The sequence below is a fragment of the Streptomyces sp. NPDC030838 genome (assembly GCF_055572035.1).
The window spans coordinates 145,639-172,239 of the sequence record NZ_JBVIED010000018.1; the positions used below are offsets into that span (position 1 = coordinate 145,639).

At 73.5% G+C, this 26,601-nt stretch carries 26 protein-coding genes and 2 pseudogenes; 19 read left to right on the forward strand and 9 right to left on the reverse strand.

Features of this window, described 5'->3' with window-relative positions; all coding sequences use genetic code 11:
• Nucleotides 1-239 precede the first annotated feature (239 nt).
• Nucleotides 240-449: a hypothetical protein gene (locus tag ACZ42A_RS34950; RefSeq protein WP_468531441.1), complete on the forward strand. Its 210-nt coding sequence runs from the start codon at nt 240-242 to the stop codon at nt 447-449.
• 4 nt (nt 450-453) lie between these two features.
• Here ACZ42A_RS34950 and ACZ42A_RS34955 read toward each other — a convergent pair whose 3' ends face one another.
• The gene (locus tag ACZ42A_RS34955; protein ID WP_468531354.1) at nt 454-777 is read right to left on the reverse strand and encodes a hypothetical protein; all 324 of its coding nucleotides are present in this window, start codon (nt 775-777) and stop codon (nt 454-456) included.
• Nucleotides 778-790: 13 nt separating this feature from the next.
• Nucleotides 791-973: pseudogene (locus ACZ42A_RS34960) on the reverse strand (IS256 family transposase); the annotation flags it as partial.
• A 248-nt stretch (nt 974-1,221) separates the two neighbouring features.
• Between ACZ42A_RS34960 and ACZ42A_RS34965 the strand changes: the two are divergent.
• A complete protein-coding gene (locus tag ACZ42A_RS34965; RefSeq protein ID WP_468531355.1) occupies nt 1,222-1,371 on the forward strand; it encodes a hypothetical protein in 150 nt (49 codons plus the stop codon).
• Nucleotides 1,372-1,919: 548 nt separating this feature from the next.
• Here ACZ42A_RS34965 and ACZ42A_RS34970 read toward each other — a convergent pair.
• The 3 genes from ACZ42A_RS34970 to ACZ42A_RS34980 form a co-directional block, all read right to left on the reverse strand.
• On the reverse strand, nt 1,920-2,330 hold the full coding sequence (locus tag ACZ42A_RS34970) for a hypothetical protein (protein ID WP_468531356.1): 411 nt from the start codon (nt 2,328-2,330) through the stop codon (nt 1,920-1,922).
• 28 nt (nt 2,331-2,358) lie between these two features.
• Nucleotides 2,359-2,742: a hypothetical protein gene (locus tag ACZ42A_RS34975; protein ID WP_468531438.1), complete on the reverse strand. Its 384-nt coding sequence runs from the start codon at nt 2,740-2,742 to the stop codon at nt 2,359-2,361.
• Nucleotides 2,743-2,860: 118 nt separating this feature from the next.
• Nucleotides 2,861-4,192, reverse strand: coding sequence for an erythromycin esterase family protein (locus ACZ42A_RS34980; RefSeq protein WP_468531357.1), 1,332 nt, complete (start codon nt 4,190-4,192; stop codon nt 2,861-2,863).
• A 263-nt stretch (nt 4,193-4,455) separates the two neighbouring features.
• On the opposite strand from ACZ42A_RS34980, the gene ACZ42A_RS34985 reads away from it, so the two are divergent.
• The 3 genes from ACZ42A_RS34985 (at nt 4,456) to ACZ42A_RS34995 (ending at nt 5,707) form a co-directional block, all read left to right on the forward strand.
• On the forward strand, nt 4,456-4,794 hold the full coding sequence (locus ACZ42A_RS34985; RefSeq protein ID WP_468531358.1) for a histone-like nucleoid-structuring protein Lsr2: 339 nt from the start codon (nt 4,456-4,458) through the stop codon (nt 4,792-4,794).
• 194 nt (nt 4,795-4,988) lie between these two features.
• Nucleotides 4,989-5,375, forward strand: a complete 387-nt coding sequence (locus tag ACZ42A_RS34990) for a DUF2267 domain-containing protein (RefSeq protein WP_468531359.1) — start codon at nt 4,989-4,991, stop codon at nt 5,373-5,375.
• 119 nt (nt 5,376-5,494) lie between these two features.
• Nucleotides 5,495-5,707, forward strand: coding sequence for a hypothetical protein (locus tag ACZ42A_RS34995; protein ID WP_468531360.1), 213 nt, complete (start codon nt 5,495-5,497; stop codon nt 5,705-5,707).
• 56 nt (nt 5,708-5,763) lie between these two features.
• Here the strand turns inward: ACZ42A_RS34995 and ACZ42A_RS35000 are convergent, their stop codons facing one another.
• A complete protein-coding gene (locus tag ACZ42A_RS35000) occupies nt 5,764-6,060 on the reverse strand; it encodes a hypothetical protein (RefSeq protein WP_468531361.1) in 297 nt (98 codons plus the stop codon).
• A 249-nt stretch (nt 6,061-6,309) separates the two neighbouring features.
• Here ACZ42A_RS35000 and ACZ42A_RS35005 point away from each other — a divergent pair, with 249 nt between their 5' ends.
• Nucleotides 6,310-7,968 carry an FAD-binding oxidoreductase gene (locus ACZ42A_RS35005; protein WP_468531362.1) on the forward strand — a complete coding sequence of 553 codons (1,659 nt, stop codon included), beginning with the start codon at nt 6,310-6,312 and terminating at the stop codon, nt 7,966-7,968.
• A gap of 25 nt (nt 7,969-7,993) precedes the next feature.
• Here ACZ42A_RS35005 and ACZ42A_RS35010 read toward each other — a convergent pair whose 3' ends face one another.
• The gene (locus tag ACZ42A_RS35010; protein ID WP_468531363.1) at nt 7,994-8,464 is read right to left on the reverse strand and encodes a DUF998 domain-containing protein; all 471 of its coding nucleotides are present in this window, start codon (nt 8,462-8,464) and stop codon (nt 7,994-7,996) included.
• A gap of 144 nt (nt 8,465-8,608) precedes the next feature.
• Between ACZ42A_RS35010 and ACZ42A_RS35015 the strand changes: the two genes are divergently transcribed.
• The 3 genes from ACZ42A_RS35015 (at nt 8,609) to ACZ42A_RS35025 (ending at nt 11,659) form a co-directional block, all read left to right on the forward strand.
• The gene (locus ACZ42A_RS35015; RefSeq protein WP_468531364.1) at nt 8,609-9,340 is read left to right on the forward strand and encodes a hypothetical protein; all 732 of its coding nucleotides are present in this window, start codon (nt 8,609-8,611) and stop codon (nt 9,338-9,340) included.
• A gap of 91 nt (nt 9,341-9,431) precedes the next feature.
• Nucleotides 9,432-9,917 carry a DUF1360 domain-containing protein gene (locus ACZ42A_RS35020; RefSeq protein ID WP_468531365.1) on the forward strand — a complete coding sequence of 162 codons (486 nt, stop codon included), beginning with the start codon at nt 9,432-9,434 and terminating at the stop codon, nt 9,915-9,917.
• Nucleotides 9,918-10,009: 92 nt separating this feature from the next.
• The gene (locus tag ACZ42A_RS35025) at nt 10,010-11,659 is read left to right on the forward strand and encodes a right-handed parallel beta-helix repeat-containing protein (protein ID WP_468531366.1); all 1,650 of its coding nucleotides are present in this window, start codon (nt 10,010-10,012) and stop codon (nt 11,657-11,659) included.
• Between the two features lie 8 nt (nt 11,660-11,667).
• Here ACZ42A_RS35025 and ACZ42A_RS35030 read toward each other — a convergent pair whose 3' ends face one another.
• Both ACZ42A_RS35030 and ACZ42A_RS35035 read right to left on the reverse strand, forming a co-directional pair.
• The gene (locus ACZ42A_RS35030; protein WP_468531367.1) at nt 11,668-13,122 is read right to left on the reverse strand and encodes an FAD-dependent oxidoreductase; all 1,455 of its coding nucleotides are present in this window, start codon (nt 13,120-13,122) and stop codon (nt 11,668-11,670) included.
• 79 nt (nt 13,123-13,201) lie between these two features.
• Nucleotides 13,202-14,428, reverse strand: coding sequence for a polysaccharide pyruvyl transferase family protein (locus ACZ42A_RS35035; protein WP_468531368.1), 1,227 nt, complete (start codon nt 14,426-14,428; stop codon nt 13,202-13,204).
• 689 nt (nt 14,429-15,117) lie between these two features.
• Here ACZ42A_RS35035 and ACZ42A_RS35040 point away from each other — a divergent pair.
• From ACZ42A_RS35040 to ACZ42A_RS35085, 10 genes and pseudogenes are all read left to right on the forward strand, one after another.
• Nucleotides 15,118-16,089 carry an NAD-dependent epimerase/dehydratase family protein gene (locus ACZ42A_RS35040; RefSeq protein WP_468531369.1) on the forward strand — a complete coding sequence of 324 codons (972 nt, stop codon included), beginning with the start codon at nt 15,118-15,120 and terminating at the stop codon, nt 16,087-16,089.
• 134 nt (nt 16,090-16,223) lie between these two features.
• A complete protein-coding gene (locus ACZ42A_RS35045; protein WP_468531370.1) occupies nt 16,224-17,885 on the forward strand; it encodes a carbamoyltransferase family protein in 1,662 nt (553 codons plus the stop codon).
• Nucleotides 17,885-19,015, forward strand: coding sequence for a glycosyltransferase family 2 protein (locus ACZ42A_RS35050; protein ID WP_468531371.1), 1,131 nt, complete (start codon nt 17,885-17,887; stop codon nt 19,013-19,015). Before ACZ42A_RS35045 ends, ACZ42A_RS35050 begins: the two co-directional genes overlap by 1 nt.
• Nucleotides 19,012-19,611 (forward strand): annotated as a pseudogene (locus ACZ42A_RS35055) (D-glycero-alpha-D-manno-heptose-1,7-bisphosphate 7-phosphatase); the annotation flags it as partial. The gene ACZ42A_RS35050 and the pseudogene ACZ42A_RS35055, both read left to right, overlap by 4 nt.
• A 398-nt stretch (nt 19,612-20,009) precedes the next feature.
• The gene (locus ACZ42A_RS35060) at nt 20,010-21,137 is read left to right on the forward strand and encodes a glycosyltransferase family 9 protein (protein WP_468531372.1); all 1,128 of its coding nucleotides are present in this window, start codon (nt 20,010-20,012) and stop codon (nt 21,135-21,137) included.
• Nucleotides 21,134-22,099 (forward strand): glycosyltransferase, encoded by a 966-nt coding sequence (locus ACZ42A_RS35065; RefSeq protein WP_468531373.1) that lies wholly within the window; start codon nt 21,134-21,136, stop codon nt 22,097-22,099. The genes ACZ42A_RS35060 and ACZ42A_RS35065 overlap by 4 nt, the downstream gene beginning before the upstream one ends.
• Nucleotides 22,096-23,364 (forward strand): glycosyltransferase, encoded by a 1,269-nt coding sequence (locus ACZ42A_RS35070; RefSeq protein WP_468531374.1) that lies wholly within the window; start codon nt 22,096-22,098, stop codon nt 23,362-23,364. The genes ACZ42A_RS35065 and ACZ42A_RS35070 overlap by 4 nt, the downstream gene beginning before the upstream one ends.
• Nucleotides 23,365-23,485: 121 nt before the next feature.
• Entirely contained in the window at nt 23,486-24,115 is a 630-nt protein-coding gene (locus ACZ42A_RS35075; protein ID WP_468531375.1) for a D-sedoheptulose-7-phosphate isomerase, read from the forward strand.
• Complete coding sequence (rfaE2, locus tag ACZ42A_RS35080) at nt 24,112-25,518, forward strand: D-glycero-beta-D-manno-heptose 1-phosphate adenylyltransferase (protein ID WP_468531376.1); 1,407 nt, start codon at nt 24,112-24,114, stop codon at nt 25,516-25,518. Before ACZ42A_RS35075 ends, rfaE2 begins: the two co-directional genes overlap by 4 nt.
• Nucleotides 25,515-26,522 (forward strand): glycosyltransferase family 9 protein, encoded by a 1,008-nt coding sequence (locus ACZ42A_RS35085; protein ID WP_468531377.1) that lies wholly within the window; start codon nt 25,515-25,517, stop codon nt 26,520-26,522. The genes rfaE2 and ACZ42A_RS35085 overlap by 4 nt, the downstream gene beginning before the upstream one ends.
• The last annotated feature ends 79 nt before the right edge of the window (nt 26,523-26,601 follow it).

Here is a 26,601-nt window from a genome sequence, read left to right on the forward strand (position 1 = left end):
ACTAGACGGGCTCAACGGACCGAACTTGCTGTGCGCCCGCTGCAATAGCGAGGTCGGCATCGAGATCTCCGATTGCTGGACCGAATACGACATCCGACTGTTGAGCACAGCGGTGTCCGAGAGCCTCCACCGTCGACCGACGAGTCTCGACATCAGCACGACAGCAGGACACGTTTCCGCAGAGGTCGAAAGCTTGCGCAGCCGAACATCTGGCGCTTGAGCATCTTGATCCGGTTGACATGACCTTCGACAACGCCCGATTTGTGCCGGACGGCGTCGAGCCAGTCCGGCAGACGCCCGCTCCGGCGTCCGGGGAGCATGGCCGCGAACGACCGGACGTGGCGGGTGAGAGCCTCGAGTTCTGGGCACTGCGTCCGAATGTCCTTGAGCTGGAACTGTTGCCGCACGATGAGAGTGCCGTGGTATTTACCACAGCTGTGGATCAGTAGCTGCTCACGCTGTCTCGTGGTCCAGGTGGATGAGCCCTTCAATGGCGCGCAGGCGGGTCTGCAGGGCGGGGTCCGGGGTCAAGGTGCTGGTGAGCAACAGCACTCGGGCCGTCGGGTGTTCCGGAGCGTAGAGGTCGTCGTCGCCGTCGTCGCCGGGGATCGGGTTGGGCTGGATCTCGATCCGTCCGTTGGGGCTGCCGGCGAGATGGTAGACGCCCCGGTAATCACTGTCGCGCTCGGTGAAGACCAGCCCGAGGCAGTCAGCGACGAGCTGGACCAGCTCGCCGACGGTATGGGTGCTGGTGCCGTAGGTGTGGTGGTCGGTCATGGTGCACCAGACCCTACGCCGCGACGGTGGCTTGGCGCTCGACCAGTGGGCCGCGTTCGAAGCGGGCCCCAGCTCGGACGAGGTTGACGAGGTGGGGTGCGTTCACGGCTCGCCCCCGCTGCTGGGCGGACTCGACGAGCTTGAAGACCATGGCCAGGGCGGCGGTGCGGGCGTCGGCGCCGCGAGGGACCCTGGTGGTCTTGTCGTCGGTGATCTTCTCGACCTACGGTGCCGGCGCGATCGAGGGCGAAGAATGCGCGTAAGGGCTGGGACGGGGAGCCCACGAAAGCCTTCTCGGTGGTCTCTCCACCGGTGCTCATCGCATGGGGAGTCGACGCTATCGCGGACATCCTCTGTTGGGATGCCTCGGGTGCGGTCCCGGAGAAATGGTCCGTACTGGTGTGGAAGCGTGGCTCCCACGAGTGGTGTCGCTACGAGTGCGGCATGGTGGAATTCCTGCGCCGCACGCTGCAAGGAGGACTGGACAGCAACCCACTTGGTGACGCCGCCCTCTGGCGAAAGCAGCGCGCCAAGTTCCTGAGCAGGGAAGAGGAAGACCGACTCCTCGACGAGGGGATCGACCCTTGGGAATGACCGGGTGAGCGGTTCACTCGGCGAGGGCGCGGGCGGCCCGCCAGGCTTCTTCGGGCGGGCCGCCGCGCCTTCTCTTGGCGACCCGATGGTGCCAGTGCGGATGAGACGTCAGACAGCACCTCGCCTCGGAGTCCAGAGCCCTTCTCGTCCGTCCAGTCACCGCAGGAGTCCTGGGCGGTCGCCCAGAAACCCCGTCAGGACGTTCCCGCTGGGGCTTCCTCATATCACGCGCTCTCACGCGCGCGCTCACACAGCTCTCACCAGCTGGGCCCACTGGACTGGGCCCGGACGCCGATGGGCAGTCGTTACAACCTGTGCCAGGTGGGTGCCGCCACGGCTCACGGGCGGATTGCCACCCCCACCACACGCAGCCACGGCGAGCAGAGTCGCCCCCGCCAGCAGCGCGCAGGCTTCGCGGCATGGGGGCGCTATCGACCGACCTGATGGCCATCTTTTTCCCAGACTGCGGGCAGATGCAGCAGCCCTTCGCGGCTCGAGCGCTGCGTGGCGCCGGATGGCCGCCCAAGCCCGGCTGCGCCGGGCCGCGTTCATCGGTGGTCCGTCCAAGGCCCGCGCGGCTGTATGAGGATCCGGTCCAGTTTCGGGTGCACGAACGGAGCGAGGTAGACGAGGACGAACGAGCCGAGCGCTCCGATGACGGTGGCGGGCCACGCCCAGGCGCGCCGCGTGGCGATCGCCGAGTCGCACGTCGCGGCACGGGAGTCCACGGCCCGCTCCGGCAGTCCGGCCTGGGTGGCGTCGTAGACGACGGCGCTTTCTCTTCCGGTGAGGGCGGTGCCGCACTTGAGGGGTGTGCCGTCGCCGGCCTCGGCGTGCACGCCGAGCAGTAGCGCGCACAGGCCGATGAGGAGAAGGGCGCCGGTCAGGAAGGACAGCACCGTATAGACGGTGCCGTCAATCGTCCATCGCGCTGTGCCGGCTGATCGCTTTGCAGTCATGGTTGGTTGCTTACCCCGTCCGTGGGCCTCAGGTGGCGGGGTTGCGTTTCCTCTCGTGGCGGAGAGCCGTAGCCGTGGCCACCGCGCCGAGTCCCTCCCACAGGCCCACTCCGAGGAAGCCGGACGGTGCACGGCCGCCGATCACGGCGATCGTGAAGACCGTGCAGGTGAGCAGGCGGAAGGGAACGGTCCAGCGGAAGAACGCCTTCCAGTCGGACAGGGCGGCCAGTACGTAGTACACGCCCATGTTGAGCGCCGCCATGGAGGAGGCGGTCAGGAAGACCAGCGTGTGGTCTCCGGCTGCGCGCCGGCCGTCCTCAACGGGCCCAAAGCCCATGATCGTGAGCAGGGAGTCCGGGATGACGAGCCCCAGCACGCCCATGGCGGCGGCGAGCACGCCGAACACAGCCATGGTCCAGCCGGACAGAGAGCTGGGCAGAAGCCGCACGAAGTCCTCCGTATGTCAGGGGAGTTGAGCAAGCCTGATGCACCCTGCATACCGTGAGGACCCGGCTGGGTAGCGCAGCGGGTCACACGCCGACCGGCCAGGTCTGCTCCTCCGGGCTCTCCGCGGCCAGGGGGAGCAGTGGCGTGAGGGCGTGGGTGTGGTCGAGGTGGCAGAAGGCGTCGTAGCGCTCGGCCAGGATGGTGGGGACGTAATTGCCGAAGCGCTCGTACTGCGGTCGGTAGACGACGCCGATCGCCCGGTGGCCGTGCTCCTCGTGGAACCACTCGGCGCGGCCGGTGGTCGCCGGGCGCTGGAACTGCACATGGGGGAAGAGGAACAGGGCCCGCTCGCCGGACAGCGCTCGGTGCAGCAGGTCTTCCAGGCTGCCGGTGCGCGCGGGTGGGACCTCCATGATCCTGGGCGCCTCGCCCCATGCGTCCGCGGCGATCACCGTGCCCGAGTACGAGCCGAATCCCACCAGCACGACGCCCTTGCCGATATGGCGTTCGCGGACCAGCTGGCCGATGTTGACCTCGCCGATGTCGGCCATGTCCGTCGCGCGGGCGTCCCCGACGTGGGTGTTGTGCGCCCACACCACCGCCTTGGCGGTGGGACCGTGGTGGTCCATCAGCCGGTCCAGGGTGTCGGCCATGTGGTGGTCGCGGATGTTCCACGACTCGGGGCCGCTGTCCAGCATGGCCCGGTAGTAGCGCTCGGCTCCGGCGAGCACCTCGGCGTTCTGCCGCGCGGCGAACTCCGCGAGCGAGCCGACAGGTGGTGCCGCCTGTGCGGCCCGGCGCCGCAGTTCCGTGAGCAGGGACACCACCTGCGACGCACAGCCTTCGGGGGTGAGGCTCGCGGCCACGGCGTAGGACTGCGGGTCCTCGGCGTACGGCTCGAAGCACCGGTACGCCTCCAGTGCGTGTGCCACCCGGTCGGGGTCGTGCTCGCGCAGATGGTCGAGCACGGCGTGCAGCGACTCCCACAGGCTGTAGACGTCGAGCCCGAAGAAGCCGACGCGCCGGTCAGGTGGCAGGTCCTCGTTGTGCCGGCGCAGCCACCGGGTGAAGGCGGCCACGTCCGTGTTGGCCCACATCCATGTCGGCCAGCGGCGGAAGCCCGCCAGCACCTCCCCGGGATCCTCCGGTGCGCCCGGTGCCGCGACCACCGAGCAGTGCACGGCATGGCAGTCGGGCCAGTCGCCCTCCACGGCGACGAAGGAGAAGCCCTTCTCCTCGATCAGGCGCCGCGTGAGCACGTCACGGACCTGGTAGTAGTCGGCGGTTCCGTGGGACGCCTCACCCAGCAACACGTAGCGGGCGTCGCCGATGCGGTCCAGCAGCGGATCCAGCGACGTCTGATCGGTCAGGGGCAGGGCGGCGTCGCGGATGCGGGCCTGCTCGGTGTCGGGCATGGCGGGCTTCCCTTCACGCAGGTGCACTACCGGGTCCCCGTGGTGCCGCACCGGAAACGCTCCGCGAGGGGCCGGCCGGCAGCAGGGAGCGGCTTCATGGGCGGCTGCCCTCAGCGGGGGGCTGGGTACGCCGCCATGAAGGCGATAATCAAATAGCGCATTGCGGGGCAGCTCACCGGGGATTACGAAAGTGAGTACCGCCCCCCACACAAAGCCAACTAAGTCAACAACTTCAACAAATTCAACAAAGAGGCATAGCGGCCATGGCCAAGCGAGTAATCACCCTGGTCACCGACGATATTTCTGGTGAAACGAGCGACGATGTCTCCCCCCACACGTTCAGTGTCGACGGTGTTTTCTATGAGATCGACCTCGGGGCCGACAACTATGACAAGCTTCTCGAGGCGCTCTCGCCGTACATCAGCAGCGGCCGTAAGACCGGGACAGCGGCGAAGCGCGGCCCGGCCAGGCCGCGTGTGGCTGAGGCCGGAGCCGACCCCGCGGCGGTGCGCGCCTGGGCCAAGGAGCAGGGCATCGACGTCAGCACACGCGGACGCGTCGCCAAGGACGTGATCGAGAAATACAACGCCGCGCACGGCTGAGGCGGCTCCGTACGCGGTGGCCGGTCGGCGGCCCGAAGGCGACGACGGCCCGCGGAACCGGCCCTGCAGGAGAAATCTGTCCCAACGCCCGCGAGGGCTGTTTTCCCAGGCGAGCCGGTGGGCACCCGGTGCGGCAGCCGCACATCGGGCGACCTGTGCGGTAGTCATCTGCGGACCGACAGCAGGAGGGCACCGTGAAGCTGGCGGAATTTCTGGCCGAGGTCCGCGACCGCGGGGAGTACCACAGCCAGGAGGAGGCCGAACACATCAGTGAGGCCGTGCTGCGCGTGCTCGCCATGCGGATCACGCCGGAGGAGGCCGACGACCTGGCGGCTCAGCTGCCCGCTCCCCTGGATGATGTTCTGCACGAGCAACGGGGGCGGCCCCAGTCCCTCGGTCGTGAAGAGTTCCTGCAACACGTAGCGCAGCACACCGGCGCCAGGCCGCGGACCGCGGAATGGGATGCCAGTGCCGTGCTGTCGACTGTCGCCGACGCAGTGTCCGGTGGACAGGTCAACCATCTGCTGTCCCAACTGCCGACCAGCTACGCGGAACTGTTCGGCAGACCAGGACTGAGCTGACCGCTCAAGGACGGCCCGCGGAATTACCATGTTCAGATGGGCATGGGTTATTTCCCGACGGGCCGGTCGCGGAGTGCGGATCCGTACCGGGCCACTCGTGCCGTCCGCAGAGCGACGCCATGAAAGTAGAACTGATCCAACAGGCTGCCAACGTGCTGTTCGATGTCCCGGCCGACATGCACGAGGAGATCATCGCGCTCATCACAGCTGTCGCCGGGGACCGCACGCCACAGGCCCCGCAGCTCGCCGCAGCCTTTGGTGAATGGTGCTGGCTGGTCTACACCGTCAAGGATGACGTGGTCGACGTGCTCGACATCGGGTGCGCCCGGTGATCGAGGCGACGCACGCCCCGGCTACCGGCTCCCGGCTCCCGGCTCCCGGCTACCGGCTACCGGTGGGGAATGACCAGTTCACGGCCGCGGTAGAAGCCTTCGCTCTCCTCTACGACGTACGGGGCCATCGCCGCACGCCGCTGTGCCTCGGCCTCGGAGGCCCGCCAGGCGTCGCATGCATCCTTGGAGTCCCAGAACGACACCCCGGTGATCTCCTGTCCGTCGTCGGACCAGTAAGCGAAAGCGCGGAGCATGCCCTGGGGTGAGGTGTCCGGCCGCCACGCCGTCTCGAAGTCCTCCAGGGTGTCCGGCCGAATACGACGGGTCGTGACCCAAACGAACCGCTCCTCCATGACAAGCCTCCTCAGCAACACCGCCCGCTGGGCTCGGCCCCCCGGCCCACCGTAGAGGGAAAGCACCGACTGCGCCTCACCGCTCCCTCCCGACTCGTGCACCTCGCGCCCGGCGTGCTCCGGCGTTCGGTGGGGACGGTCAGTGCCTCTTCACCTCCGCGGCCGTCGCCCGGATGGCGGAGTAGGCGGGATGCGACGCGCCACTACGTTGCGTCGTAGACGCCCGTCATCTGCTGTGGAGGTTCCCGCATGGCCACCACGTCCCCCCGTCCCGGCACGTCCGTACCGATCGAGGTCGAGCCGGGAGACGATCGCTACGACGCGCTGCGCCGGGGCTTCAACCAGCGATGGGTCGCCACGCCGGACCACGTGGTGATCGCGACCGGCACGGCGGACGTGGTGGCCGCTGTGAACGCGTGGCTGGAGCGTCATCCCGGCGACGAGACACCGCCACGGAGGATCACCGTCCGGTCAGGGGGCCACTGCTACGAGGACTTCGTCTGCGGCGACGACGTGGCCGTCATCATCGACGTCGGCTCCATGAACCGGGTGTACTACGACTCCGAGATGGACGCCTTCTGCGTCGAGGCGGGGGCGAGCAACTGGCACACCGCCACGCGGCTGTACCGGCACTTCGGCCTCGCGCTGCCCGGCGGCTCCTGTTACTCCGTCGGCGCCGGCGGCCACATCACCGGCGGCGGCTTCGGTCTGCTGTCCCGTCTGCACGGGCTGACGATCGACTATCTGTACGCCGTGGAGGTCGTCACGGTACGAGACCGCGCCCGCGCCGAAGTGACCGTGGCCCGCAAGGACTCCTCGGAGTCCGCACTGCGGGACCTGTGGTGGGCGCACACCGGCGGCGGAGGGGGCAACTTCGGCGTCGTCACACGGTTCTGGTTCCGCGGCCTGCCCGAGCCGCCCGCCCAGGTGCTGCTGCGCACCATCGCCTGGGAGTGGAAGCTGTTCGATGAGCACCCCGAGCGGTTCACCGCGCTGGTGCGCCGCTACGGGCAGTTCTTCGAGCAGGAGCACAGCGGCACCGCCGGCGACTTCCCCGGCCCGTACGACTACCGTGACCTGTTCACTCTGCTCAAACTGAACCACCGCAAGGCCGGCAAGATCGGCCTGATCGTGCAGATGGACGGCACCCGCGAGGACTCGCTGGAGCGGCTGCGGCGGTTCCTCGAGTGGATCGCCCCCGAACGGGAATACCCGCAGTCCCCGCTGGACCTGCAGACGGGCGAGCACCCGCCGCTCGGCACCCTCTACATCCCGACGCGCCTGCCCTGGCTGACCGCGACGCAGACTCTCAACGACTCCGGGCCCAACCGGTGCGGGAAGTACAAGTCCGCCTACCACACCGCGGGGTTCACCGAAGAGCAGTTGGGAGTCATCCACAAGTACCTCACCGACTCCGCGTACGGCAACGACCAGGCGCTGCTCCAGGTCGACTCCTACGGCGGCCGTGTCAACGACGTGCCATCGGACGCGACCGCGGTCCCCCAGCGGGACTCCGTCCTCAAACTCCAGTTCCAGACCTACTGGACCTGGGACAAGGACGCCAACCGGGACGGAGTCTTCGACTACCAGGACGCCCGCGCCGACCCGACCATCGCCGCGCCGCACCTGAACTGGATCCGCGGCTTCTACCGCGCCATGTACGCGAGCACCGGCGGCGTACCCGCCATCCCCGAGCCGGGCGTGCCTGATCCGTTCCACAACACCGACGGCTGCTACGTCAACTACTGCGACGCGGACCTCAGCGACCCGTCGTTCAACCCACCGGAGACCGGCCAGCCCTGGCACCGCCTGTACTACAAGGACAACTACCCCCGTCTGCAGCGCACGAAGGCCCACTGGGACCCGCGCAACGTCTTCCGCCACCACCAGTCCGTCCGCCTGCCGTAGGCCGGCCGGTCAGCCGCCCCGCCCCTCAGCCCTCGCCGTCGGGATGGCGCGGGCAGGAAGCGACGACCACGAAGGGCCACAGGGACTGGAGGAACGTCACCAGGCGTTCCGCGACCCCGGCGGCGCCCTGATGGCGTATCCCGAGCAGGAACCAGACCGCGGCGACGGCGCCGTGGCGCAGGGAACCGCCGCTGCTCGGTGCCGGGACCAGTACGACCGCCACCGCCGCCACTCCGCCGCCGCCCAGCGCCACCCGTCCGGCGAGCGCCGCCGCACGCAGCCCCCAGGCGGTGAACAGGTGGCAGGCGCCCAGCACGAGCAGCGCCGCGGTCATCACCCGGAATCCGGCAGCGCCGTAGGCCGCCAGGACGCTGATCGTCTGCGTGGCGGGGTCGTAGGCGGGCCCTTCGAGCAGCGCCGCGATCGTCCACCCCGCGGCCAGCACGACCGGCGCGCACCCCGACGAAAGCAACGCCCATACGGGAACACGTCGCATCGGACCACCGTAAAACGCCCGTCGTTCCTCGGCAGCGCACACACGGCGAGGCCCGCTCTCGCTCCCCGTGCGCGATCATGAGTGGGGAGCACAGGACGTGGAAGGGTACGTACGCCACCCGGGTCAGGTGATGAGGAGGGCCCCATGGACGCCGCCGGCGAAGGACGGCAGCAGTTGGACGCGGTCAGTGTCCGCAACGCGAAGCAGACGCTCCTCCAGTTCCTCGCCCGCGCGGGCGTCGGCTCCGGCGACGCGGCGGAGCTGATCGGGCTCGTGGAGGCCGGTGCCCTCGCCCTCGCGCATCGCAGCGTCGGCGGGGCCGGGCGCACGCCGTCCGCGGAGAAGGGCGAACTCTACGCGGCCGGGTGGCTGGACGGCGCCCAGGCCGTCGTCGACGACCTCGACGAGCTCGCCCGGCGGGCGCTGCGGGACGCCGTCGCCTCCGGTGTGGCGGATCACTCCCCGGACGCCCGCCCTCCCGTCACGAGGATGCAGGTGGAGCGGGCCAAGGTCGCGGTCGTACCGCTGTACCGCTCGTTCGCCGCCGACTCCGACCTCGATCCCGAGGTCTCCGAGCATGTGCTCACCGTGGTCCTGCGCACCATGAACGCCGGGCAGCGCGCCGACTACGCAGGGCGGCTGGACCGGTTCGTCTCGGAGCACCGGGAACGGCTGGCGCGGCTGTACGCGGCATACGGACCCGGCAGTTCCGTCCCGGTCCACGGCCGCTACTCCCTCATCCACTCCCCCACCGGCGTCGCCGTACTGGAACGGCTCGTCACGGCCCCGTCGGCGCTGCGGCGGGAGTGGGACGCCGCCGAACTGCCGCCCGCGTGGCTGGAGGGGCTCACCACGGCCTGGGGGTCGCCCGCCTGACGACACCGCCGCGCGGCCCGGCGTGTGGTCGTGGCCGTGGCCGGGCACTCGGGGCGGGTCCGTCGGGTCCCGAGGGAAGGGTGCGGTCGCGGTGGAGGATCGGCGCTACGACGACGAGGGCGGTGTGCCGGCGGCGGGTTACGCCGGGATCGCGGGCGCGTTCGCGGTGGGCGCGGCGGCGTATGCGACGGCGTTCCGGCGGCTCGGGCGGCGGGCGCCGGACCAGGTGCCGCCGTGGGACGTGGTGCTGCTGGGGACGGCGACGTTCAAGGCGGCACGGCTGCTGTCCAGGGACAAGGTGACCGGCTTTCTGCGGGCGCCGTTCACCCGCCGTGCCGGGGAGGGCGAGGGGAGCGAGGTGACGGACGTGCCGCGGGGCGGTACGGCCCGCCGCGCGGTCGGCGATCTGGTGTCCTGCCCGTTCTGCATGGGCGCCTGGGTGGCCGCCGGTCTGACCGGCTACTACGCGTGGGAGCCGCGCTCCGCGCGCCTGGTGTGCGCGGGGCTGAGCGCGGCCACGGTGGCGGACTGGCTCCAGTACGCCTGGAGCGGGACGCAGCAGGCCGCCGAGAGCTGACCGGCGGCGGGGGCGGGATCCGGGGATTGACAACGCCGATCACTGGTACTCGGTGATCGTCCTCACCGGGGCCACAGAGGGCAGGAGTACGTATGTCCATGTCTGTGTCGATGCCGCTGACGGTCGACGCCCGGGAGCACGGGCTGGCCGGTGACGGGGTGACCAACGACCAGCCGGCGTTCGAGCGGCTGGTGGGCGAGGTGGGAGCGGCCTGTGCCGCGGACGGGCGGCCCCGGACCATCCGGGTGCCGGCCGGGCGCTATCTGATGCGGGACCGGCCCACGCTCTGGTACAGCGGGGTGTCGCTGATCGGGGCCGGGCGGGGCGCTACCTGCTTCGTCCTGGAGAATCCGGGCGCGCCGCACACCCCGGTGCCGCTGGCCTGGTTCACGACCGCGCAGCACGGTGCCGGCCGGGACCGGTACATCGCCGACATCACCTTCGCGCACTTCGAAATCGACGGATCGGGCGTGCGGACGGAGGGGTATGAGGTGCTGGCCAAGGGGCTGGGGCTGCAGTACGTGCTGCGCGGGCGGTTCAGCGACCTGTACATCCACGACACGGCGGCGACCGGGTTCGGCTGCGACTTCCTCCAGGACACCGTCGTGGAGGGGGTGCTGACCGAGCGGTGCGGGCGGCAGGATCCCGGCGAAAAGATGGGCGGCGCGGGAATCGGGATCGGCGTCGGCGGCTGGGGCGACGTCGAGCGGACGGCGATCATCGGCTGTACCGCGCGCGGCAACGGCACCAACGGCATCTTCCTGGAGTTGCAGCAGGAGCACTGGCCGCCGCCGCGGGGCATCCGCATCACCGCCTGCCACTGCGAGGACAACCGGTTCGGCATCTCCGACTGGGGCGCCGACGGGCTGGTGGTGTCCGCCTCCACGATGGTCGGCAACCACGAGGCCGGGTTCGACGTCTCGTCCCAGGGCACCACGAGTGTCGGCGGGCGTGGCGGCATCGTCACCGGCTGTGTCATCGACGGCAACGTCCGCGACGGTATCGGCTTCGGCAACTCCCCCGGCCCGTACGCCTTCCGCGGCAACCGCATCAGCAACAACGGCCGGTACGGCTACTGGGGGCACAACCTGGAGGGCGGCGACCAGGCGCCGGCCACGGACGTGGTGCTGGAGTCCAACGACATCTGCGGCAACGCGCTCGACGGCATCCGCGTCGACGCCGGGCTGCGGGATCCGGCGCTGATCGGCAACCGGATCCGCGCCAACGGCCGCCGCTCGGCACCGGGGACCTCGGGCGGCGGCGCGACGGTGCGCTGTTCCCCGTTCGCGCTGGTCGACGAGGGCGCCCACTGGCCGCCGAACGGCCACCGCGGCAAGCCCGTGACGGTGGGCGGGCAGAGCGCGCGGGTGACGTACAACACCGAGACGGAGCTGGGGCTGGCGCCCTGGCGGCCGGGCGCGCAGACCGCCTGGATCCACGGCACCCCCGCGCCGGGCTCCGGCTACGACCTGCCCGACAGCCCGGCGGTGCGCGCCGGGATCACCTTCGACTCGCCGGTGTCCCGGCCCCAGCTGACCGGCAACCGCTTCTGGGACGACCCGCGGTCGCCGCGCCAGATGCACGGCTTGTGGATCACGGCCGACGGCGCCATGACCGGCGGGCGGGTCAGCGGCAACGACTTCTACGGGCACGCCTCGGCGGCCACGCGGTTCGACACGCCGCCGGTGAACGTGCGGTGGCGGGACAACGACACGCCCGGCGAGGACGAGCCCGGCGAGTGAGACCGCGCTCAGCGCCGCTGCCGGGTCTGCGCGCTCGCGCCCAGGCGCAACCGGGCGCCCTGGCGGAGGAGTTCCTCCTGGACGAGTTCGACGGGCACCTCGCGCGGGGTGCGGCCGGAGCGGACGGCCAGCGCGGCGCAGACACCGGCGGCCTGACCGGTCGCCATGGAGATGGGCATGACGCGGTACGAGGAGTGCGCCACGTGGGAGCCGGAGATGCAGCGGCCGGCGACGAGGACGCGTTCGGTGTCGCGGGGCAGCAGGCAGCGCAGCGGGATGTCGTAGAACCGGCCCTGCGGGACGCGCATCAGGATGGTGCCGGAGCCCTTCGGGTTGTGGATGTCGACGGGGTACGCGCCGTGCGCGATGACGTCGGGGAAGGAACGGGCGTCCATGATGTCGTGGCCGGTCAGGTGGTAGTCGCCGAGGATGCGGCGGGTCTCGCGGACCCCGATCTGGGTGCCGCTCTGCACGACGTACGACGTCTCGAAGCCCGGCACGTGCAGCCGCAGGAACCGTTCGATCTGCTCCAGTTGGCGGCGGGCGACGTACTCGGCGCGGGTCAGGTCCCACACGTCGGTGCCCAACGCGCCGGTGACGCGGGTGCTGTTGACGCTCACCTCGCCGCTGTGCGGGGTGCCGAAGAACAGGATGTCCTCGCGGGGCAGGGTGAGTTCGCCCGCCTTGGTGGCCTCCTCGACGAGGTCCCACAGGCCGTGCACGCCCTTCCACTGGTCGGGGTGTTCCCGGACGTACTCGGAGAACCGCGGGCGCAGGAAGTCGACGACCCGGAACATCAGTGTCATCGGCTGCACCAGTCCGTCCTTCGGGCGGCCGATCTCGCACGGCGCGCCGCAGGCCGTGGCCACGTCGCCGTCGCCCGTGCCGTCGACGACGACGCCCGCGTCGATCACCACCGGTCCCGACTTGGTCTCGAAGACCACCCGCCAGCCGTCGTCGAGGGGCAGCGCGGTGGAGGCGAAGGCGTGCAGCAGCAGACGGACGCCGGCGTCGTCCAGCAGGTCGAGGAGGACGAGCTTGTAGATCTCCGGGTCGAACGGCACCGTGTAGCCGGTCTTCAGGGACGGCCGGACGCAGCCGCCGCGCGCGTTCAGCCGGTCCAGGAGCTGCCACAGGAAGCCGGCGACCACCGCCTCGCCCTCGCCGTGGTCGTTGGGCAGCAGCTGGTCGCCCAGCTCGCCGGGTTCGGTGAACACCGCCTGTTTGCGCTCGTTGTGGAACGACATCAGCGGCATGACGAGGGCCGCGGTGGCGTTGCCGCCGAGGAAGCCGTAGCGCTCCACGAGGACGACTTCCGCGCCCGCCTCGGCCGCCGCGCAGGCGGCGGCGGTGCCGGCCGGTCCCCCGCCGACGACCAGGACGTCCGTCCGGCCGCCGTCGCGGGCCGGGCGCTCCGGCAGGGTGATGGTCCGGGACTGTGCGGGTGGTTCCAGGATGGGCATCGCTTCTTCCCGTCGGCAGGTGGATGCGCTACGGCAGGCCCGGCGTCCGGCGCGGCAGGGGCGGGCCCGGCGGCGGACGTCAGGTCGTGGTCCCGGTACCCGGCCTGAGCAGGTGCAGGCCCGGCTCGCTGGCGTCCGAGGCGGCCGGGGCCGCCGCGTCCAGGGTGTCGAGCACCGCGCCGACGCGGGCGCAGGTCTCCCGGGCCCGGCCGCGCAGCCGCTGCACGCGCGCCTCGAAGTCGCCGCGCCGCTGCGGGAATTCGTCCCAGAGCCGGTCCACCTCGGCGAGCAGCAGCCCCGCCTGCTCGCGGGCGACGCCGACCAGGGCGGGGGCGCCGAGCCGGCGGGCGAAGTCGAAGACCTTGCCGGAGTACGGCAGCGGCAGAACGGGCAGCCCGGAGAGCGCGGCGAAGATCAGGAAGTGCAGGCGCATGCCGACGACGAGGTCCAGGTGGCTCATGAAGCCGAGGACCTGGCCGGGGCTGTAGACGCTGTGCAGGATGCGGCCCCGGTCCGGTGCGGTCATCCGGGACAGGACACCGTGGGCGTGGTGCACGTCCTGGCGTTCCATCGGGACGAAGACGACATGGGAGTCCAGCCGTCGGACGAGGAAGTCCGCCACGTCGGCGAGGAGCGCGTGGTAGTCGCCCTCGTCGAGCTTCTCGGCGGCCCGGCCGGGTTCCCGGACCGACATGCCGACCAGTCGGTGGGCGTCGGCGGGGATGCCCTCCTGGCGCATCATCTGGTCGGTGAAGGGCTCCGGCGCCAGCAGCAGGGCGGGGTCGGCGGTGACGGTGATGTCGCGGTCGAGTCCGGTCTCCTCCAGGACGAGGTGCGACTCCTCGTCGCGGACCACGACCTCGTCCATGGCCGGCAGCACCGCGCGCACCGCCTCCCGGTCCTCCGCTTCGCGCAGCGGGCCGGCGCCGATGGCGTAGGCGAAGGTGCGGACGCCGCGGGCCTGGGCCGCGCCGACGACCCGGAGGTAGCGGCGGGCCTCGCCGTCGTAGAGGATGCCGCCGCCGCCCAGGACCAGCAGGTCGAGGCGGGAGATCACGTCGAGGACCTGTCGCTGCGGGACGCCCTCCCAGTCGACCACCTCGTCGAGGGTGGGGTGGTGGGCCCGGGTGTGCTCGGCGTTGCGGCTGAGGGCGATGAGGCGGGCGTGCGGGCGGTGGGTGCGCAGGCAGCTCAGCATGCAGGTGAGAATGGCCTCATCGCCGAGGTTGTAGCCGCCGTAGGAACCGAGCAGGCCGATGCGCGGGCTCGCTTCGGTGGAGCGGGGAGGCTGTGCGGTCGTGATCATCCGGCACTCCTGTTCCGTGGCGGGTCGCTGCCGCGGGTTCGGGCCCGAGTTGCCGTCACAAGTCGGGAGAAACCCCCTGCTGAGGCACTTTTCGGCGGACGGTGTCCGGGCGGGTCCGAGCGGTGGCGGACGGCCCGTACGCCGTCGGGGTCGACGGCCGGTACGCCGTCGATGTCATACGCACGGCAGCCGCGAGATGCGTCGCGGCGGAGCCCGTCACCGCCGGGATCCGCGGCCGGGACCTCGTCCTTCGCCCTGGACCGGCCCGGCCGCCACCCGGCGGCCGACTCCCGCGCCCATCCTTCCACGGGTGCCGACGGGCCACCATCGCAGGGGACAGGGGCAGGAAGTGGGGCCCGTCGCGGGCGTGGTGGGGGCGCGCCCCCGACAGGTCTCCCCGCTGCCTCCGCTCCCCCAGCCCGGCTGTTCCCGATGAGATTCCTGACATGAGCTGCGACCACAGGGGAAACCGGGGCGGCAGATCGAGCCGCTCGGTCGGGCGAGGAGTGGTGACGCTCTGTAGTTCACTCCGCTGCCGTACATCACCGAGCCCCGGCCGCCCGGAGGACGGAGGCTGTTCGGGTGCCCCGGTGGTCCGCCGGGCACGCCCGTCGGCCGGCGGTCACGCGGTCACCGCCGCGTCCGGCCCCGGAGCACCGGTTCGCGTCGTCCCCACGGAGGAGGCCTGAATGAGCACCCTTTCTTCCCGGACCTGGCAGCACGCCGTCGTCACCGGCGGGGCCGGGTTCGTCGGCTCGCACCTGTGTGCCGCCCTGCTGGAGTCGGGCGCCGCGGTCACCTGCGTGGACGACTTCAGCACCGGTCGGCAAGAGAACGTGACGCCGCTGCTCGACCGCCCCGGATTCACGCTGGTGCAGGCCGATGTCGCCGAGGGCTTCGAGGTCGACCGGCCGCCGGATCTCGTGCTCCACTTCGCCTCCCCCGCCTCCCCCGCCGACTATCTGCGTCTCCCGCTCCACACGATGGAGACCGGCAGCCTGGGCACCCGTCACGCCCTGGAGCTGGCCCACCGCGCGGGCGCCCGCTTCGTGCTCGCCTCGACGTCCGAGGTGTACGGCGACCCACAGCAGAACCCGCAGGACGAGCGGTACTGGGGCCATGTGAACCCGGTCGGCCCGCGCAGCGTCTACGACGAGGCCAAGCGCTTCGCCGAGGCGCTGACCACCGCGCACGCGGACAGCGAGGGCACCGACACCTGCATCGTGCGGCTGTTCAATACCTACGGCCCCCGGATGCGCGGCCATGACGGCCGGGCGGTGCCGACGTTCGTCCGGCAGGCGCTGGACGGCGAACCCCTCACGGTCACCGGCGACGGCCGCCAGACCCGGTCCCTGTGCTACGTCGACGACACCGTGCGCGGCGTCCTCGCGGCGGCGGCGCACGGACTGCGCGGCCCGGTGAACATCGGCAACCCGGCCGAGATCACCATGCTCGACCTGGCCCGTCTGGTGATCGAGCTGACCGGGTCGGACTCCGAGATCCGGTTCATCGAGCGGCCGACCGACGATCCGGCCGTGCGCTGCCCGGACATCACCCTGGCCCGCGACAAGCTCGGCTGGGAACCGCGGGTCGACGCCGAGGAGGGGCTGCGCCGCACGATCGCCTGGTTCCGCTCCGGCGCGGACCACCGGGACCACTGACTCCGCCGTCGTCCATCGCGCCGCCCGCCCCCGCGGCCTCGCGGAAGCGGCCCGCGGAAGCCGACCGCAGGAGCCGACCGCAGGTGCCGACCGCGGAAGCCGACCGCCCCTTCGCCGAAAGGCCTGGTCCATCCATGCGCATCCTCGGAATCAACGCCCTTTTCCACGACCCCGCCGCCGCTCTGGTGATCGACGGCCGCACCGTCGCCGCCGCCGAGGAGGAGCGGTTCTCCCGCCGCAAGCACGGCAAGCGGCCCGTGCCCTTCTCCGCCTGGGAGCTGCCGGAGAAGGCCGCCGCCTGGTGCCTGCGCCGGGCGGGCCTGCGCCCGCAGGACCTGGACGCCGTCGCCTACTCCTACGACCCGGCCCTCGCCCGGCCCGCCGACGCGATGGGCCTGGACGACCCCTGGGACCATCTGCGGCAGACCTACGCCCGCGAGGCCCCGGGCTTCCTGAAGGCCGCGCTGCCCGGCCTCGACCCGGACATCGTCCGCTTCGTACCGCACCACATGGCGCACGCCGCCTCCAGCGCGTTCTGCGCGGACGGCGCCGAGGACTCCTCCGTGCTGGTCCTGGACGGTCGCGGGGAGCGCGCCTCGCATCTGGCCGCGCGCCGGGTCGGGGACAAGCTGGAGGCGCTGTACGCCCAGGAGCTGCCGCACTCGCTCGGTCTGGTCTACGAGGAGCTGACCGGGCATCTGGGGTTCCTGCGCTCCTCCGACGAGTTCAAGGTGATGGCCCTCGCCTCGCACGGCACCCCGCGCATGCTGTCCGAGCTGCGCCGCTACGTCCACCCGACCGGCGACGGCGGGTTCCGGGCCACCGGAGTGCCCTGGCACGAGTTCTGTCCGCCCCGGGGCGCCGAGGAGCCCTGGACGCAACAGCACGCGGACGTGGCCGCGAGCGCCCAGGCGGTGCTGGAGGAGACCCTGCTCGACCTGGTGCGCTGGCTGCACGGCCGGACCCGTCACAGCGTGCTCACGCTCGCCGGGGGCGTCGCCCTGAACTGTGTCGCCAACTCGCGGATCGCCCGCGAGGGCCCGTTCTCCCGGGTGTGGGTGCAGCCCGCGGCCGGCGACGCGGGCACCGCGCTGGGCGGCGCGCTGCTGCTGTCCGCCGGGGCGGGTGAGGCGCCGGAGCCGATGACCGGCGCCGATCTGGGCCGGGACTGGTCCGACGCGGAGCTGGGGGCGTGGCTGAAGACGGCGGCCGTACCGTTCGAGCGTCCGCCGGACATCGCCGAGACGGTGGCGCGGACGCTCGCGGACAACGGGATCGTCGCCTGGTTCCAGGGCCGCTCGGAGTACGGCCCGCGGGCGCTCGGCCACCGGTCGCTGCTGGCCCACCCGGGGCACGCGGGCAACCTGGAACGCCTCAACGACGTCAAGGGCCGCGAGCAGTTCCGGCCGGTGGCGCCGATGGTGCTGGCCGACCGCGCCGCCGAGATCTTCGACGGGCCGCTGCCTAGCCCGTACATGCTGTTCGTGCACGACGTGGCGCCGGAGTGGAAGGACCGCATCCCGGCCGTCGTGCACGTGGACGGCACGGCCCGCATCCAGACCGTCGACCCGGCCCAGGAGCCGCTGGTGGCGCGGATGCTGAGCGAGTTCGAGAAGCTGACCGGGCTGCCGGTCGTGGTCAACACCAGCCTCAACACGGCGGGCCGGCCCATGGTGGACGACCCGCGCGATGCCTTGGAGTGCTTCGGCTCCTCGCCCGTCGACCTGCTCGCCATCGGCCCGTACGCGATCCGGCGCGGTGACTTCTTCCGCACCGGGGCGAACGGGAGGAACTGATGAACGAGCACGGAGCGGAGCAGCCGGACGCGGCGCGGTACCCGCGGGCGGCGGAGGAGTCGCCGGCGGCTGAGGAGACCGCCGCGACCGCGTACGCCGTCGTGATCCCCACCCTCGGCCGCCCCAGCCTGCGCACCTGTCTGCGGGCGCTGGCCGCCGCCGACGGTCCCCCGCCGGAGCGGGTGGTCCTCGTCGACGACCGGCGCGACGCCGCGGGCGCGCCCCTCGCGGCCGACGTGCCGGAGCCGCTGCGGTCGCGCACCACGGTCGTGCCGGGCGGCGCCCGGGGGCCGGCGGCGGCACGCAACACCGGGTGGCGGGCGGCCGGTGCGGTGCCGTGGATCGTCTTCCTGGACGACGACGTGGTGCCCGGCCTCACCTGGGCGGCCGATCTCGCCCGCGATCTGGCGGCGGCCACGCCCCGCACCGGCGCGGTGACCGCGCAGATCCACGTCCCGTTGCCGGCCGACCGGCGCCCCACCGACTGGGAGCGCAACACGGCCGGGCTGGCGACCGCCCGGTGGATCACCGCCGACATGGCGTACCGGCGTACGGCGCTGGAGGCGGCCGGCGGCTTCGACGAGCGGTTCCGGCGGGCGTTCCGGGAGGACGCGGACCTGGCGCTGCGGGTGACCGGTGCCGGGTGGGAGGTGGCCGAGGGGAGCCGGATGACGTCCCATCCGGTGCGGTCGGCCGACCGGTGGGTCTCGGTACGGCTCCAGGCGGGCAACGCGGACGACGTCCTGATGACGCGGCTGCACGGCCGTACCTGGTGGCACCGGGCGGAGGCGCCCCGGGGCCGGCTCCCCCGGCATCTGGCGGTGACCGGGGCGGCGGTGGCCGCGCTGGCGTGCGCGGCGCTGCGCAGGCCCCGCGGAGCCGCGGTGTGCGGCGCGTTGTGGCTGGCCGGGACGGCCGAGTTCGCGCTGGCGCGGATCCGGCCGGGGCCGGGCACCCGGGACGAGATCGTCACGATGGCGCTGACCAGCGTCGCCATTCCGCCGGCCGCCATCTGGCACTGGCTGCGGGGACAGGTCGTGCACCGGGGGACGCCGCCCTTCGACCCGGCGGGGACCCCGGGGCCGCCGTCGGCGCGGCGGGAGCCGGAACGGGAGCGGGTGGGCTCATGAGCGACCGCCCGTGGATCTACGAGGGACCCGCGCCGCCCGTCCCCTCGCCCGGCGGCGCGCTCCCGGCCGCCGTCCTCTTCGACCGCGACGGCACCCTCGTCGTCGACGTGCCCTACAACGGCGACCCCGCGCGCGTGGAGCCGAAGCCGACGGCGCGCGCGGCCGTGGACGCCGTGCGGGCGCGGGGCGTCGCGGTCGGCGTGGTCAGCAACCAGTCGGGCGTGGCGCGCGGGCTGCTGACCCGTGCCCAGGTCGAGGCCGTCCGGCGGCGGGTGGAGGAGCTGCTCGGCCCGTTCGGGGTGTGGGCGGTCTGCCCGCACGGCCCCGACGACGGCTGCGCCTGCCGCAAGCCCGCGCCGGGGCTGGTGCTCGCCGCCTGCGCCCGGCTGGGTGTCGACCCCGCCCGCACCGTCGTCATCGGCGACATCGGCGCCGACCTGGCCGCGGCCCGTGCGGCAGGCGCCCGGGGCATCCTGGTCCCGACTCCGGCGACCCGCCCCGAGGAAACGGCCCACGCCCCGGAGACGGCCCCGGACCTGCTGTCGGCGGTACGGCTGGTCCTGGACCGACCGGGACCCGCCTCCGCGAGGCCGCCGCGCATGCCGGTCGCCACGTGCCCGCCGGGTGCCGGCGAGGCGCCGCACGACGCACCCGACACGGTGTCCGTCACCGAAGCCCCGCATCCGGTCACCGCCCCGCACGCGACCGCCCGGAACGGCGCCCGGGGCGCGGCATCCCCGGTTCACTCCCCACAGCCCACCGCCACGCCGCCGCACACAACCGGCCGAGGCAGCGCACAAGGCGACGACCGCAGCACGGCGCCTCCGACCGCCGCCAGGCCGTCTGCCGCCACGCCGCCGCACACAACCGGCCCGAGCGGCACACCGAACGGCGCCCGCGGCGCCGCGTCCCCTGGCGGCGCCCCGAAGGCCGCTGCCACGCGGGACTCCACACCCGTCCCCACCCCCGCCCCCGTCCGAACGGCGGCCCCCTCATGACCCCCGCCCCCCGGACCCTCGTCGTCCGTCTCGACAGCGCCGGTGACGTGCTGCTCGCGGGGCCGGCCGTGCGGGCGGTGGCCGCCGGGTCGGCGTACACGGCGTTGTTGTGCGGGCCGCAGGGGGAGCAGGCGGGGCGGATGCTGCCGGGAGTGGACGAGGTGTTGGTGCACGACGCGCCGTGGGTGGGTCTTGAGCCGGCGGCGGTGTCGCGGGAGGGGACGCGGCGGCTGCTCCAGGCCCTGACGGAGCGGCGCTTCGACCGGGCGCTGATCCTGGTGTCGTACCACCAGAGCCCGCTGCCGGCGGCGCTGCTGCTGAAGCTGGCGGGGGTCGGCTGGACGGCGGCCGACAGCGAGGACTATCCGGGCGCGCTGCTCGATCTGCGCCACCACCGGCGGCCGCACCGGCACGAGGCGCTGGCCGCGCTGGATCTGGCGGAGGACGCCGGGTTCGCGCTGCCGCCGGGTGACGACGGGGCGCTGCGGGTGAGGAAGCCGCCGGACACCACGCATCTCACCGGCCCCGAGCCGTACGTCGTGCTGCATCCGGGCGCCGCCGTCCCGGCCCGCGCGTGGAGCCCCGCCCGGGCGGCGCGGGCCGCGGCGGCGCTGGCCGCGGAGGGCTACCGGGTGGTGGTCACCGGGGGGCGCGGGGAGCGTGAACTGACCGCGCGGGTCGCCGGGCGGCACGCCCTGGATCTCGGCGGGGCCACCGATCTGCGGCAGCTGGCGGGGGTGCTGGCCCGGGCGCGGGTGACGGTGACCGGGAACACCGGTCCGGCGCATCTCGCCGCCGCGGTCGGCACTCCGGTGGTGTCGCTGTTCGCCCCGGTGGTACCGGCCGAGCGGTGGCGGCCGTACGGCGTGCCGTCCGTGCTGCTCGGCGACCAGCGGGCGGCCTGCGCGGGCACCCGGGCGCGCCGCTGTCCCACGCCGGGCCATCCGTGCCTGGACGGGATCGGCGACGCGGAGGTGCTCGCCGCGGTGGCCGCGCTGAGCGGCGACGGGGCGGCGGACCGCCCGGACCGACCAGTCGGGATGAATGACTTGACGGAGACAAGGAAGACGGCCAACCAGACATCAGAAACAAAAGGGGCAGATGAGCGAGGAGTGGCCTTGTGAACATTCTTCTGTGGCATGTGCACGGCTCCTGGACGACGGCGTTCGTCCAGGGCCCGCACACCTACCTCGTCCCCGTGCTCCCCGACCGCGGCCCGGACGGCCGCGGCCGCGCCCGCACCTTCTCCTGGCCGGCCTCCGTGCGCGAGGCGACCCCGGAGGAGCTGCGCGAGGCGGAGGTCGACCTGGCCGTCCTCCAGCGCCCGCACGAGCCGGCGCTGGCCGAGCGCTGGCTGGGCGGCCGGCGCCCCGGCCGCGACGTGCCCGCCGTCTACCTGGAGCACAACGCCCCGGACGGCGGCGTACCGAACACCCGGCACCCGTTCGCCGACCGCGACGACCTGACGCTCGTGCACGTCACCCACTTCAACCGCCTGTTCTGGGACAACGGCGGCACCCGCGCCGAGGTGATCGAGCACGGCGTGGTCGACCCGGGCCACCGGTACACGGGCCGGCTCTCCCGGGCGGCCGTCGTCGTCAACGAGCCTGTACGGCGCGGCCGGTACACCGGTACGGACCTGCTGCCCGCCCTGGCCGAGGCGGCGCCGCTCGACGTCTTCGGCATGCGCACCGACGGGCTCGCCGCCCACCTCGGGCTGGCCGAGGACCGGTGCCGGTCCGCCGACCTGCCGCAGAGCGAGCTGCACGCGGCAATGGCCGAGCGGCGGCTGTATCTGCACCCGGTGCGCTGGACCTCGCTCGGCCTGTCGCTGCTGGAGGCCATGCAGCTCGGCATGCCGGTGGTGGCGCTGGCCACCACGGAGGCGGTGGAGGCCGTACCCCCCGGCGCGGGCGTGCTGTCCACCCGTCCCGAGGTGCTGGCCGAGGCCGCCCGCCGCTATCTCGCGGAGCCCGAGGCGGCGGCCGAGGACGGGGCGCGGGCCCGCCAGGCGGCCCTCGCGCGGTACGGGCTCAAGCGCTTCCTGAACGACTGGGAGCGCCTGATCACGGAGGTGCGCTCATGACCGCATCGGTCGGTTCCCTGACCGCCGCACCGGACGCCGGTGGCCCCGGCTCCCTCGACATCACGCTGGTCTCCGAGCACGCCAGTCCGCTCGCCGCGCTCGGCGGGGTGGACGCGGGCGGACAGAACGTGCACGTCGCCGCTCTCGCGGGCGCCCTCGCCGACCGCGGGCACCGGGTGACCGTCTTCACCCGCCGGGACAGCCGGGAGCTGCCCGACCGGGTGCCGCTGCGCGACGGGGTCGAGGTGCACCATGTGCCCGCCGGACCGCCCGAGCCGCTGCCCAAGGACGAACTGCTGCCGCACATGGACGAGTTCGGGCGGTATCTCACCCGGGTGTGGCGGTCCCGGCCGCCCGATCTGGTGCACTCGCACTTCTGGATGTCGGGCCTCGCCGCCCTGCACGCGGTGCGCGCGCTGGACCTGCCGCTGCTGCACACGTATCACGCGCTCGGCACGGTCAAGCGCCGCCACCAGCAGCTCGCGGACACCAGCCCGCCGCAGCGCGTCGCGCTGGAGACCGAGGTGGGCCTGGGCTGCGACCGGGTGATCGCCACCTGCCGGGACGAGGTCGTCGAACTGGCCCGGATGGGCGTGCGCGCCGACAAGGTCAGCGTGGTGCCGTGCGGCGTCGACACCGACCTGTTCACCCCGCAGGGCCCGGCCGTCCCGCGCGGCCCGCATCCCTACCGGCTGCTCCAGCTGGGGCGCCTGGTCCCGCGCAAGGGAGCCGCGGTGTCCGTCGCCGCGCTGACCCTGCTGCCCGACACCGAGCTGGTGGTGGTCGGCGGCCCGCCCGCGCACCGGCTCGACGAGGACCCCGAGGTGCGCCGGCTGCGCGAGATCGCCCGCCGCGCCGGGGTCGCCGACCGGGTCCGGTTCACCGGCGGGGTGCCCAGCCGGCAGGTACCGCCGCTGCTGCGCGGCTCCGACGTGGTGCTGTGCCCGGCGGACTACGAGCCCTTCGGCATCGTCCCGCTGGAGGCCATGGCCTGCGGTGTCCCGGTCGTGGCCAGCGCGGTCGGCGGCCAGCTGGACACCGTCGCGGACCCCGGCACCGGGCGCCTGGTGCCGCCGCGCGACCCGCGGGCCCTGGCCCGGGCGGTCGCCGATCTCCTCGCCCGGCCGGAGGCCCGCCGGGCGTGCGGGGCGGCCGGCCGCCGCCGGGTGCTGCGCCGCTACACCTGGGGCCGGGTCGCCGCCGAGACCGAGGCGGCGTACTGCGCCGTCCTGGAGGCCGCCACGGCCGTGACGGAGGTGGTCTGAGGAGCGTCCGAGGGGCTCCTAGCGAGCACCGTCCGTCCACGCCGTCACCGCTGCGAGCACCGACGTTCGAAGGAGGTGCGGGTCCCGCCGCCGTCGCCGCGACGCGGTACGCCCGACCAGCATGAGCGAATCCCCTGCACTCGCCGCCGCCCGGTCGCACTGCCGGTCCCTGGAGCAGGCCCTCGTCCGGCTGCGCACGGACGGCCTCGGCCGGATCGCGGACTGGGGCGGCCGGCTGGCCGCCGTCCTCCCGGCCGGCGGCCGGCTGCTCGCCGCGGGCAACGGCGGCAGCGCCGCCCAGGCCCAGCATCTGACCGCCGAGCTGGTCGGCCGCTACCGGCAGGAGCGGCCCGCGTTCTCGGCGATCTCCCTGCACGCGGAGACCTCCAGCCTGACCGCCATCGGCAACGACTACGGCTTCGACCAGGTGTACGCCCGGCAGGTCGCCGCGCACGGCCGGCCCGGGGACGTGCTGATGCTGCTGTCCACCTCGGGCCGCAGCGCCAACCTGATCAGCGCGGCCGTCGCGGGCCGCCGGGCGGGGCTGCGGGTGTGGGCGCTGACCGGTCCCGCGCCGAACCCGCTGGCCGAGGCCGCCCACGAGGCGCTGTGCGTGGAGGCGGACACCACGGCCACCGTGCAGGAGGCCCACCTGGTCGCCGTGCACCTGCTCTGCGAGGGCTTCGACGCGGCCCTCGGCACCCCGGCCACCGTCCGGGACCGGGCCACCGTCGCCGGGAGGGTGTCATGACGGGGCCCCGGCCGCTGGTGGTCGTCGGGGACGTGCTGCTCGACGAGGACGTCGAGGGCGTCGCCACCCGGCTGGCCCCGGACGCGCCCGCGCCCGTCGTGGACGTCACCGACGACCGGCGCCACCCCGGCGGGGCGGGCCTCGCCGCCGCGCTGGCGGCCCGCGGCGGCCGCGAGGTGACCCTGGTGACCGCGCTCGGCGACGACGCCGCCAGCGAGGCCGTACGGCGGCAGTTGCGCGGCCGGGTCCGGCTGGTGGAGATCCCGCTGCGGGGCAGTCTGCCGGTGAAGACGCGGGTGCTGGCCGGCGGGCGTCCGCTGGTCCGCATCGACCGGGGCGGCGGTGAGCCCGGGGAGCCCGACGAGGCGGTGCGGGAGGCGCTGACCCAGGCCCACGCGGTGCTCGTCGCGGACTACGGGCGGCACACGGCGAGCGCCGTACGCCGGCACCTGGAGGCCGTCGTCCCGCGCACCCCGCTGGTGTGGGACCCGCACCCGAAGGGCGACCCGCCGGTGCCCGGCGCCCGGCTCGTCACGCCGAACGCGGCCGAGGCGCGCAGTCTGTGCCCGGGCGACGGCGAGTCGCTGCGCGCGTACGCCGAGCGCGGCTCCCGGCTCGCGGACCGCTGGCAGGCGGCGGGCGTGGCCGTGACGCTCGGGGAGCGCGGGGTACTGCTGACCCGGCCCGCCGCCGGTACGCCGATGCTGGTCCCGCCGCCGTACCGGGCGACCGGTGATCCGTGCGGCGCGGGCGACTGCTTCGCCGCGACCACCGCCGCCGCGCTCGCCGACGGCGCGCTGCCCGAGGAGGCGCTGCAGCGGGCGGTCGCCGAGGCCGCCGCGTTCGTGGCGGCGGGCGGTGCCGGGAACCCGGCGCTGTGGCGGACGGAGCCCGACGCCCCCGCCGGTCCGGTGCCGGGCACCGACGCGTTCGCGCTCGCCGAGCAGGTGCGGGCGCGCGGCGGCACGGTGGTGGCCACCGGCGGCTGCTTCGATCTGCTGCATGCCGGGCACGTCGGGCTGCTGGAGAGCGCCCGGCGGATCGGCGACTGCCTGATCGTGTGCCTCAACTCGGACTCCTCCGTGGCCCGCCTCAAGGGCCCGGGCCGGCCGATCAACCCGGTGGCGGACCGGGCCCGGGTGCTCCAGGCGCTCGGCAGCGTCGACGCCGTCGCGGTGTTCGACGAGGCCACCCCGCAGGCGCTGCTCAGCCGGCTGCGGCCGGACGTCTGGGTGAAGGGCGGCGACTACTCCGTGCAGGAGCTGCCCGAGGCGGAGACGCTGCGCGCGTGGGGCGGGCAGGCGGTCGTACTGCCGTACCTCGACGGCCGGTCGACCACCCTGCTGGCCCGCCGGGCCGCGCGGGCCGCCGTGTCGCTGAAACCCGGTGGGCCGGCGGCGTGAGCGTGCTGGTGCTGCGCGCGCTGGGCCTGGGCGACCTGCTCACCGCCGTCCCCGCCCTGAAGGCGCTGCGGCGCAGGCTGCGGGGCCACGAACTGGTGCTGGCCGCCCCCGGCCGGCTCTCGGCGGCCGCCACGGCGACGGGCCTGGTGGACCGGCTGCTGCCCGCCGAGGCCCCGGGCCGGGCCGTGCCCACCGAGCTGGCATGGCCGGGACCGGCCCCGGACGTCGCCGTGGACCTGCACGGCAACGGCCCGCCCAGCCACCTGCTGCTCCAGCGGCTCCGCCCACGCCGACTACTCGCCTACGCGCACCCCGGCACGCCCGAAATCCCCGGCCCGGTGTGGCGCGACGACGAACACGAGCGGGACCGCTGGTGCCGCCTGCTCACCTGGTACGGCATCCCGGCCGACCCGGCCGACCTGTCCATCCCGCCGCCCGCGACACCGTCGCCCGCCCCCGAGGCCATCGTCATCCACCCCGGCGCGGACGCCCCCGCCCGCTGCTGGCCGAAGGAGCGCTTCGCGGCCGTGGCACGGGAGCTGCACGCGGCGGGCCATCGGGTGGTGGTGACGGCGGGCGCGGGCGAGGCCGCCCTGGCCGCACAGGTCGCGTCGGCGGCCGGGCTCCCCGCCTCCGCCGTCCTGGGCGGCAGCGCCGACGTGCCGTTCGACCGGCTGGCCGCGCTGGTCGCGGGCGCCCGCTGTGTCGTGGTCGGCGACACGGGCCTCGCCCATCTGGCCACCGCCCTGGGCACGCCCTCGGTCGTCCTGTTCGGCCCGGTCGCCCCCCGCCTGTGGGGGCCGCCGCCCGATGCCCGGCACCGCGTGCTCTGGCACCCCGGCGACGACACCTCCGCCCGGCCGGGCGACGCCCACGGGCGGGTGCCGGACGAGCGGCTGCTGAGGATCACCGTGGGGGAAGTGCTGGCGGCGGTGCGGGACCTCCCGTGGGCTGCCGGGTGCGGAGCGTGGGTGGCTGGTCGCGCAGTTCCCCGCGTCCCTTGAGGTGGGTCCACTGGTTCTACCTGGAAGGGGCGCGGGGACCTGCGCGAACGGGCCCCACCGGGACGCACCCGGCGACGAA

Bases quoted from the DNA above. Each gene is read 5' to 3' on its own strand.
- ACZ42A_RS34965 (WP_468531355.1), top strand. From the start codon at position 1,222: ATGGTGGAATTCCTGCGCCGCACGCTGCAAGGAGGACTGGACAGCAAC.
- ACZ42A_RS34980 (WP_468531357.1), bottom strand. From the start codon at position 4,192: ATGCCCGACACCGAGCAGGCCCGCATCCGCGACGCCGCCCTGCCCCTG.
- ACZ42A_RS35030 (WP_468531367.1), bottom strand. From the start codon at position 13,122: ATGCCCATCCTGGAACCACCCGCACAGTCCCGGACCATCACCCTGCCG.
- rfaE2 (WP_468531376.1), top strand. From the start codon at position 24,112: ATGACGGGGCCCCGGCCGCTGGTGGTCGTCGGGGACGTGCTGCTCGAC.
- ACZ42A_RS35070 (WP_468531374.1), top strand. From the start codon at position 22,096: ATGACCGCATCGGTCGGTTCCCTGACCGCCGCACCGGACGCCGGTGGC.
- ACZ42A_RS35005 (WP_468531362.1), top strand. From the start codon at position 6,310: ATGGCCACCACGTCCCCCCGTCCCGGCACGTCCGTACCGATCGAGGTC.
- ACZ42A_RS34985 (WP_468531358.1), top strand. From the start codon at position 4,456: ATGGCCAAGCGAGTAATCACCCTGGTCACCGACGATATTTCTGGTGAA.
- ACZ42A_RS35040 (WP_468531369.1), top strand. From the start codon at position 15,118: ATGAGCACCCTTTCTTCCCGGACCTGGCAGCACGCCGTCGTCACCGGC.
- ACZ42A_RS35060 (WP_468531372.1), top strand. From the start codon at position 20,010: ATGACCCCCGCCCCCCGGACCCTCGTCGTCCGTCTCGACAGCGCCGGT.
- ACZ42A_RS35010 (WP_468531363.1), bottom strand. From the start codon at position 8,464: ATGCGACGTGTTCCCGTATGGGCGTTGCTTTCGTCGGGGTGCGCGCCG.
- ACZ42A_RS35035 (WP_468531368.1), bottom strand. From the start codon at position 14,428: ATGATCACGACCGCACAGCCTCCCCGCTCCACCGAAGCGAGCCCGCGC.
- ACZ42A_RS35025 (WP_468531366.1), top strand. From the start codon at position 10,010: ATGTCCATGTCTGTGTCGATGCCGCTGACGGTCGACGCCCGGGAGCAC.
- ACZ42A_RS34955 (WP_468531354.1), bottom strand. From the start codon at position 777: ATGACCGACCACCACACCTACGGCACCAGCACCCATACCGTCGGCGAG.
- ACZ42A_RS34970 (WP_468531356.1), bottom strand. From the start codon at position 2,330: ATGACTGCAAAGCGATCAGCCGGCACAGCGCGATGGACGATTGACGGC.
- ACZ42A_RS34950 (WP_468531441.1), top strand. From the start codon at position 240: ATGACCTTCGACAACGCCCGATTTGTGCCGGACGGCGTCGAGCCAGTC.
- ACZ42A_RS34995 (WP_468531360.1), top strand. From the start codon at position 5,495: ATGAAAGTAGAACTGATCCAACAGGCTGCCAACGTGCTGTTCGATGTC.
- ACZ42A_RS34975 (WP_468531438.1), bottom strand. From the start codon at position 2,742: ATGGCTGTGTTCGGCGTGCTCGCCGCCGCCATGGGCGTGCTGGGGCTC.
- ACZ42A_RS35015 (WP_468531364.1), top strand. From the start codon at position 8,609: ATGGACGCCGCCGGCGAAGGACGGCAGCAGTTGGACGCGGTCAGTGTC.
- ACZ42A_RS35000 (WP_468531361.1), bottom strand. From the start codon at position 6,060: ATGGAGGAGCGGTTCGTTTGGGTCACGACCCGTCGTATTCGGCCGGAC.
- ACZ42A_RS35050 (WP_468531371.1), top strand. From the start codon at position 17,885: ATGAACGAGCACGGAGCGGAGCAGCCGGACGCGGCGCGGTACCCGCGG.
- ACZ42A_RS35045 (WP_468531370.1), top strand. From the start codon at position 16,224: ATGCGCATCCTCGGAATCAACGCCCTTTTCCACGACCCCGCCGCCGCT.
- ACZ42A_RS35075 (WP_468531375.1), top strand. From the start codon at position 23,486: ATGAGCGAATCCCCTGCACTCGCCGCCGCCCGGTCGCACTGCCGGTCC.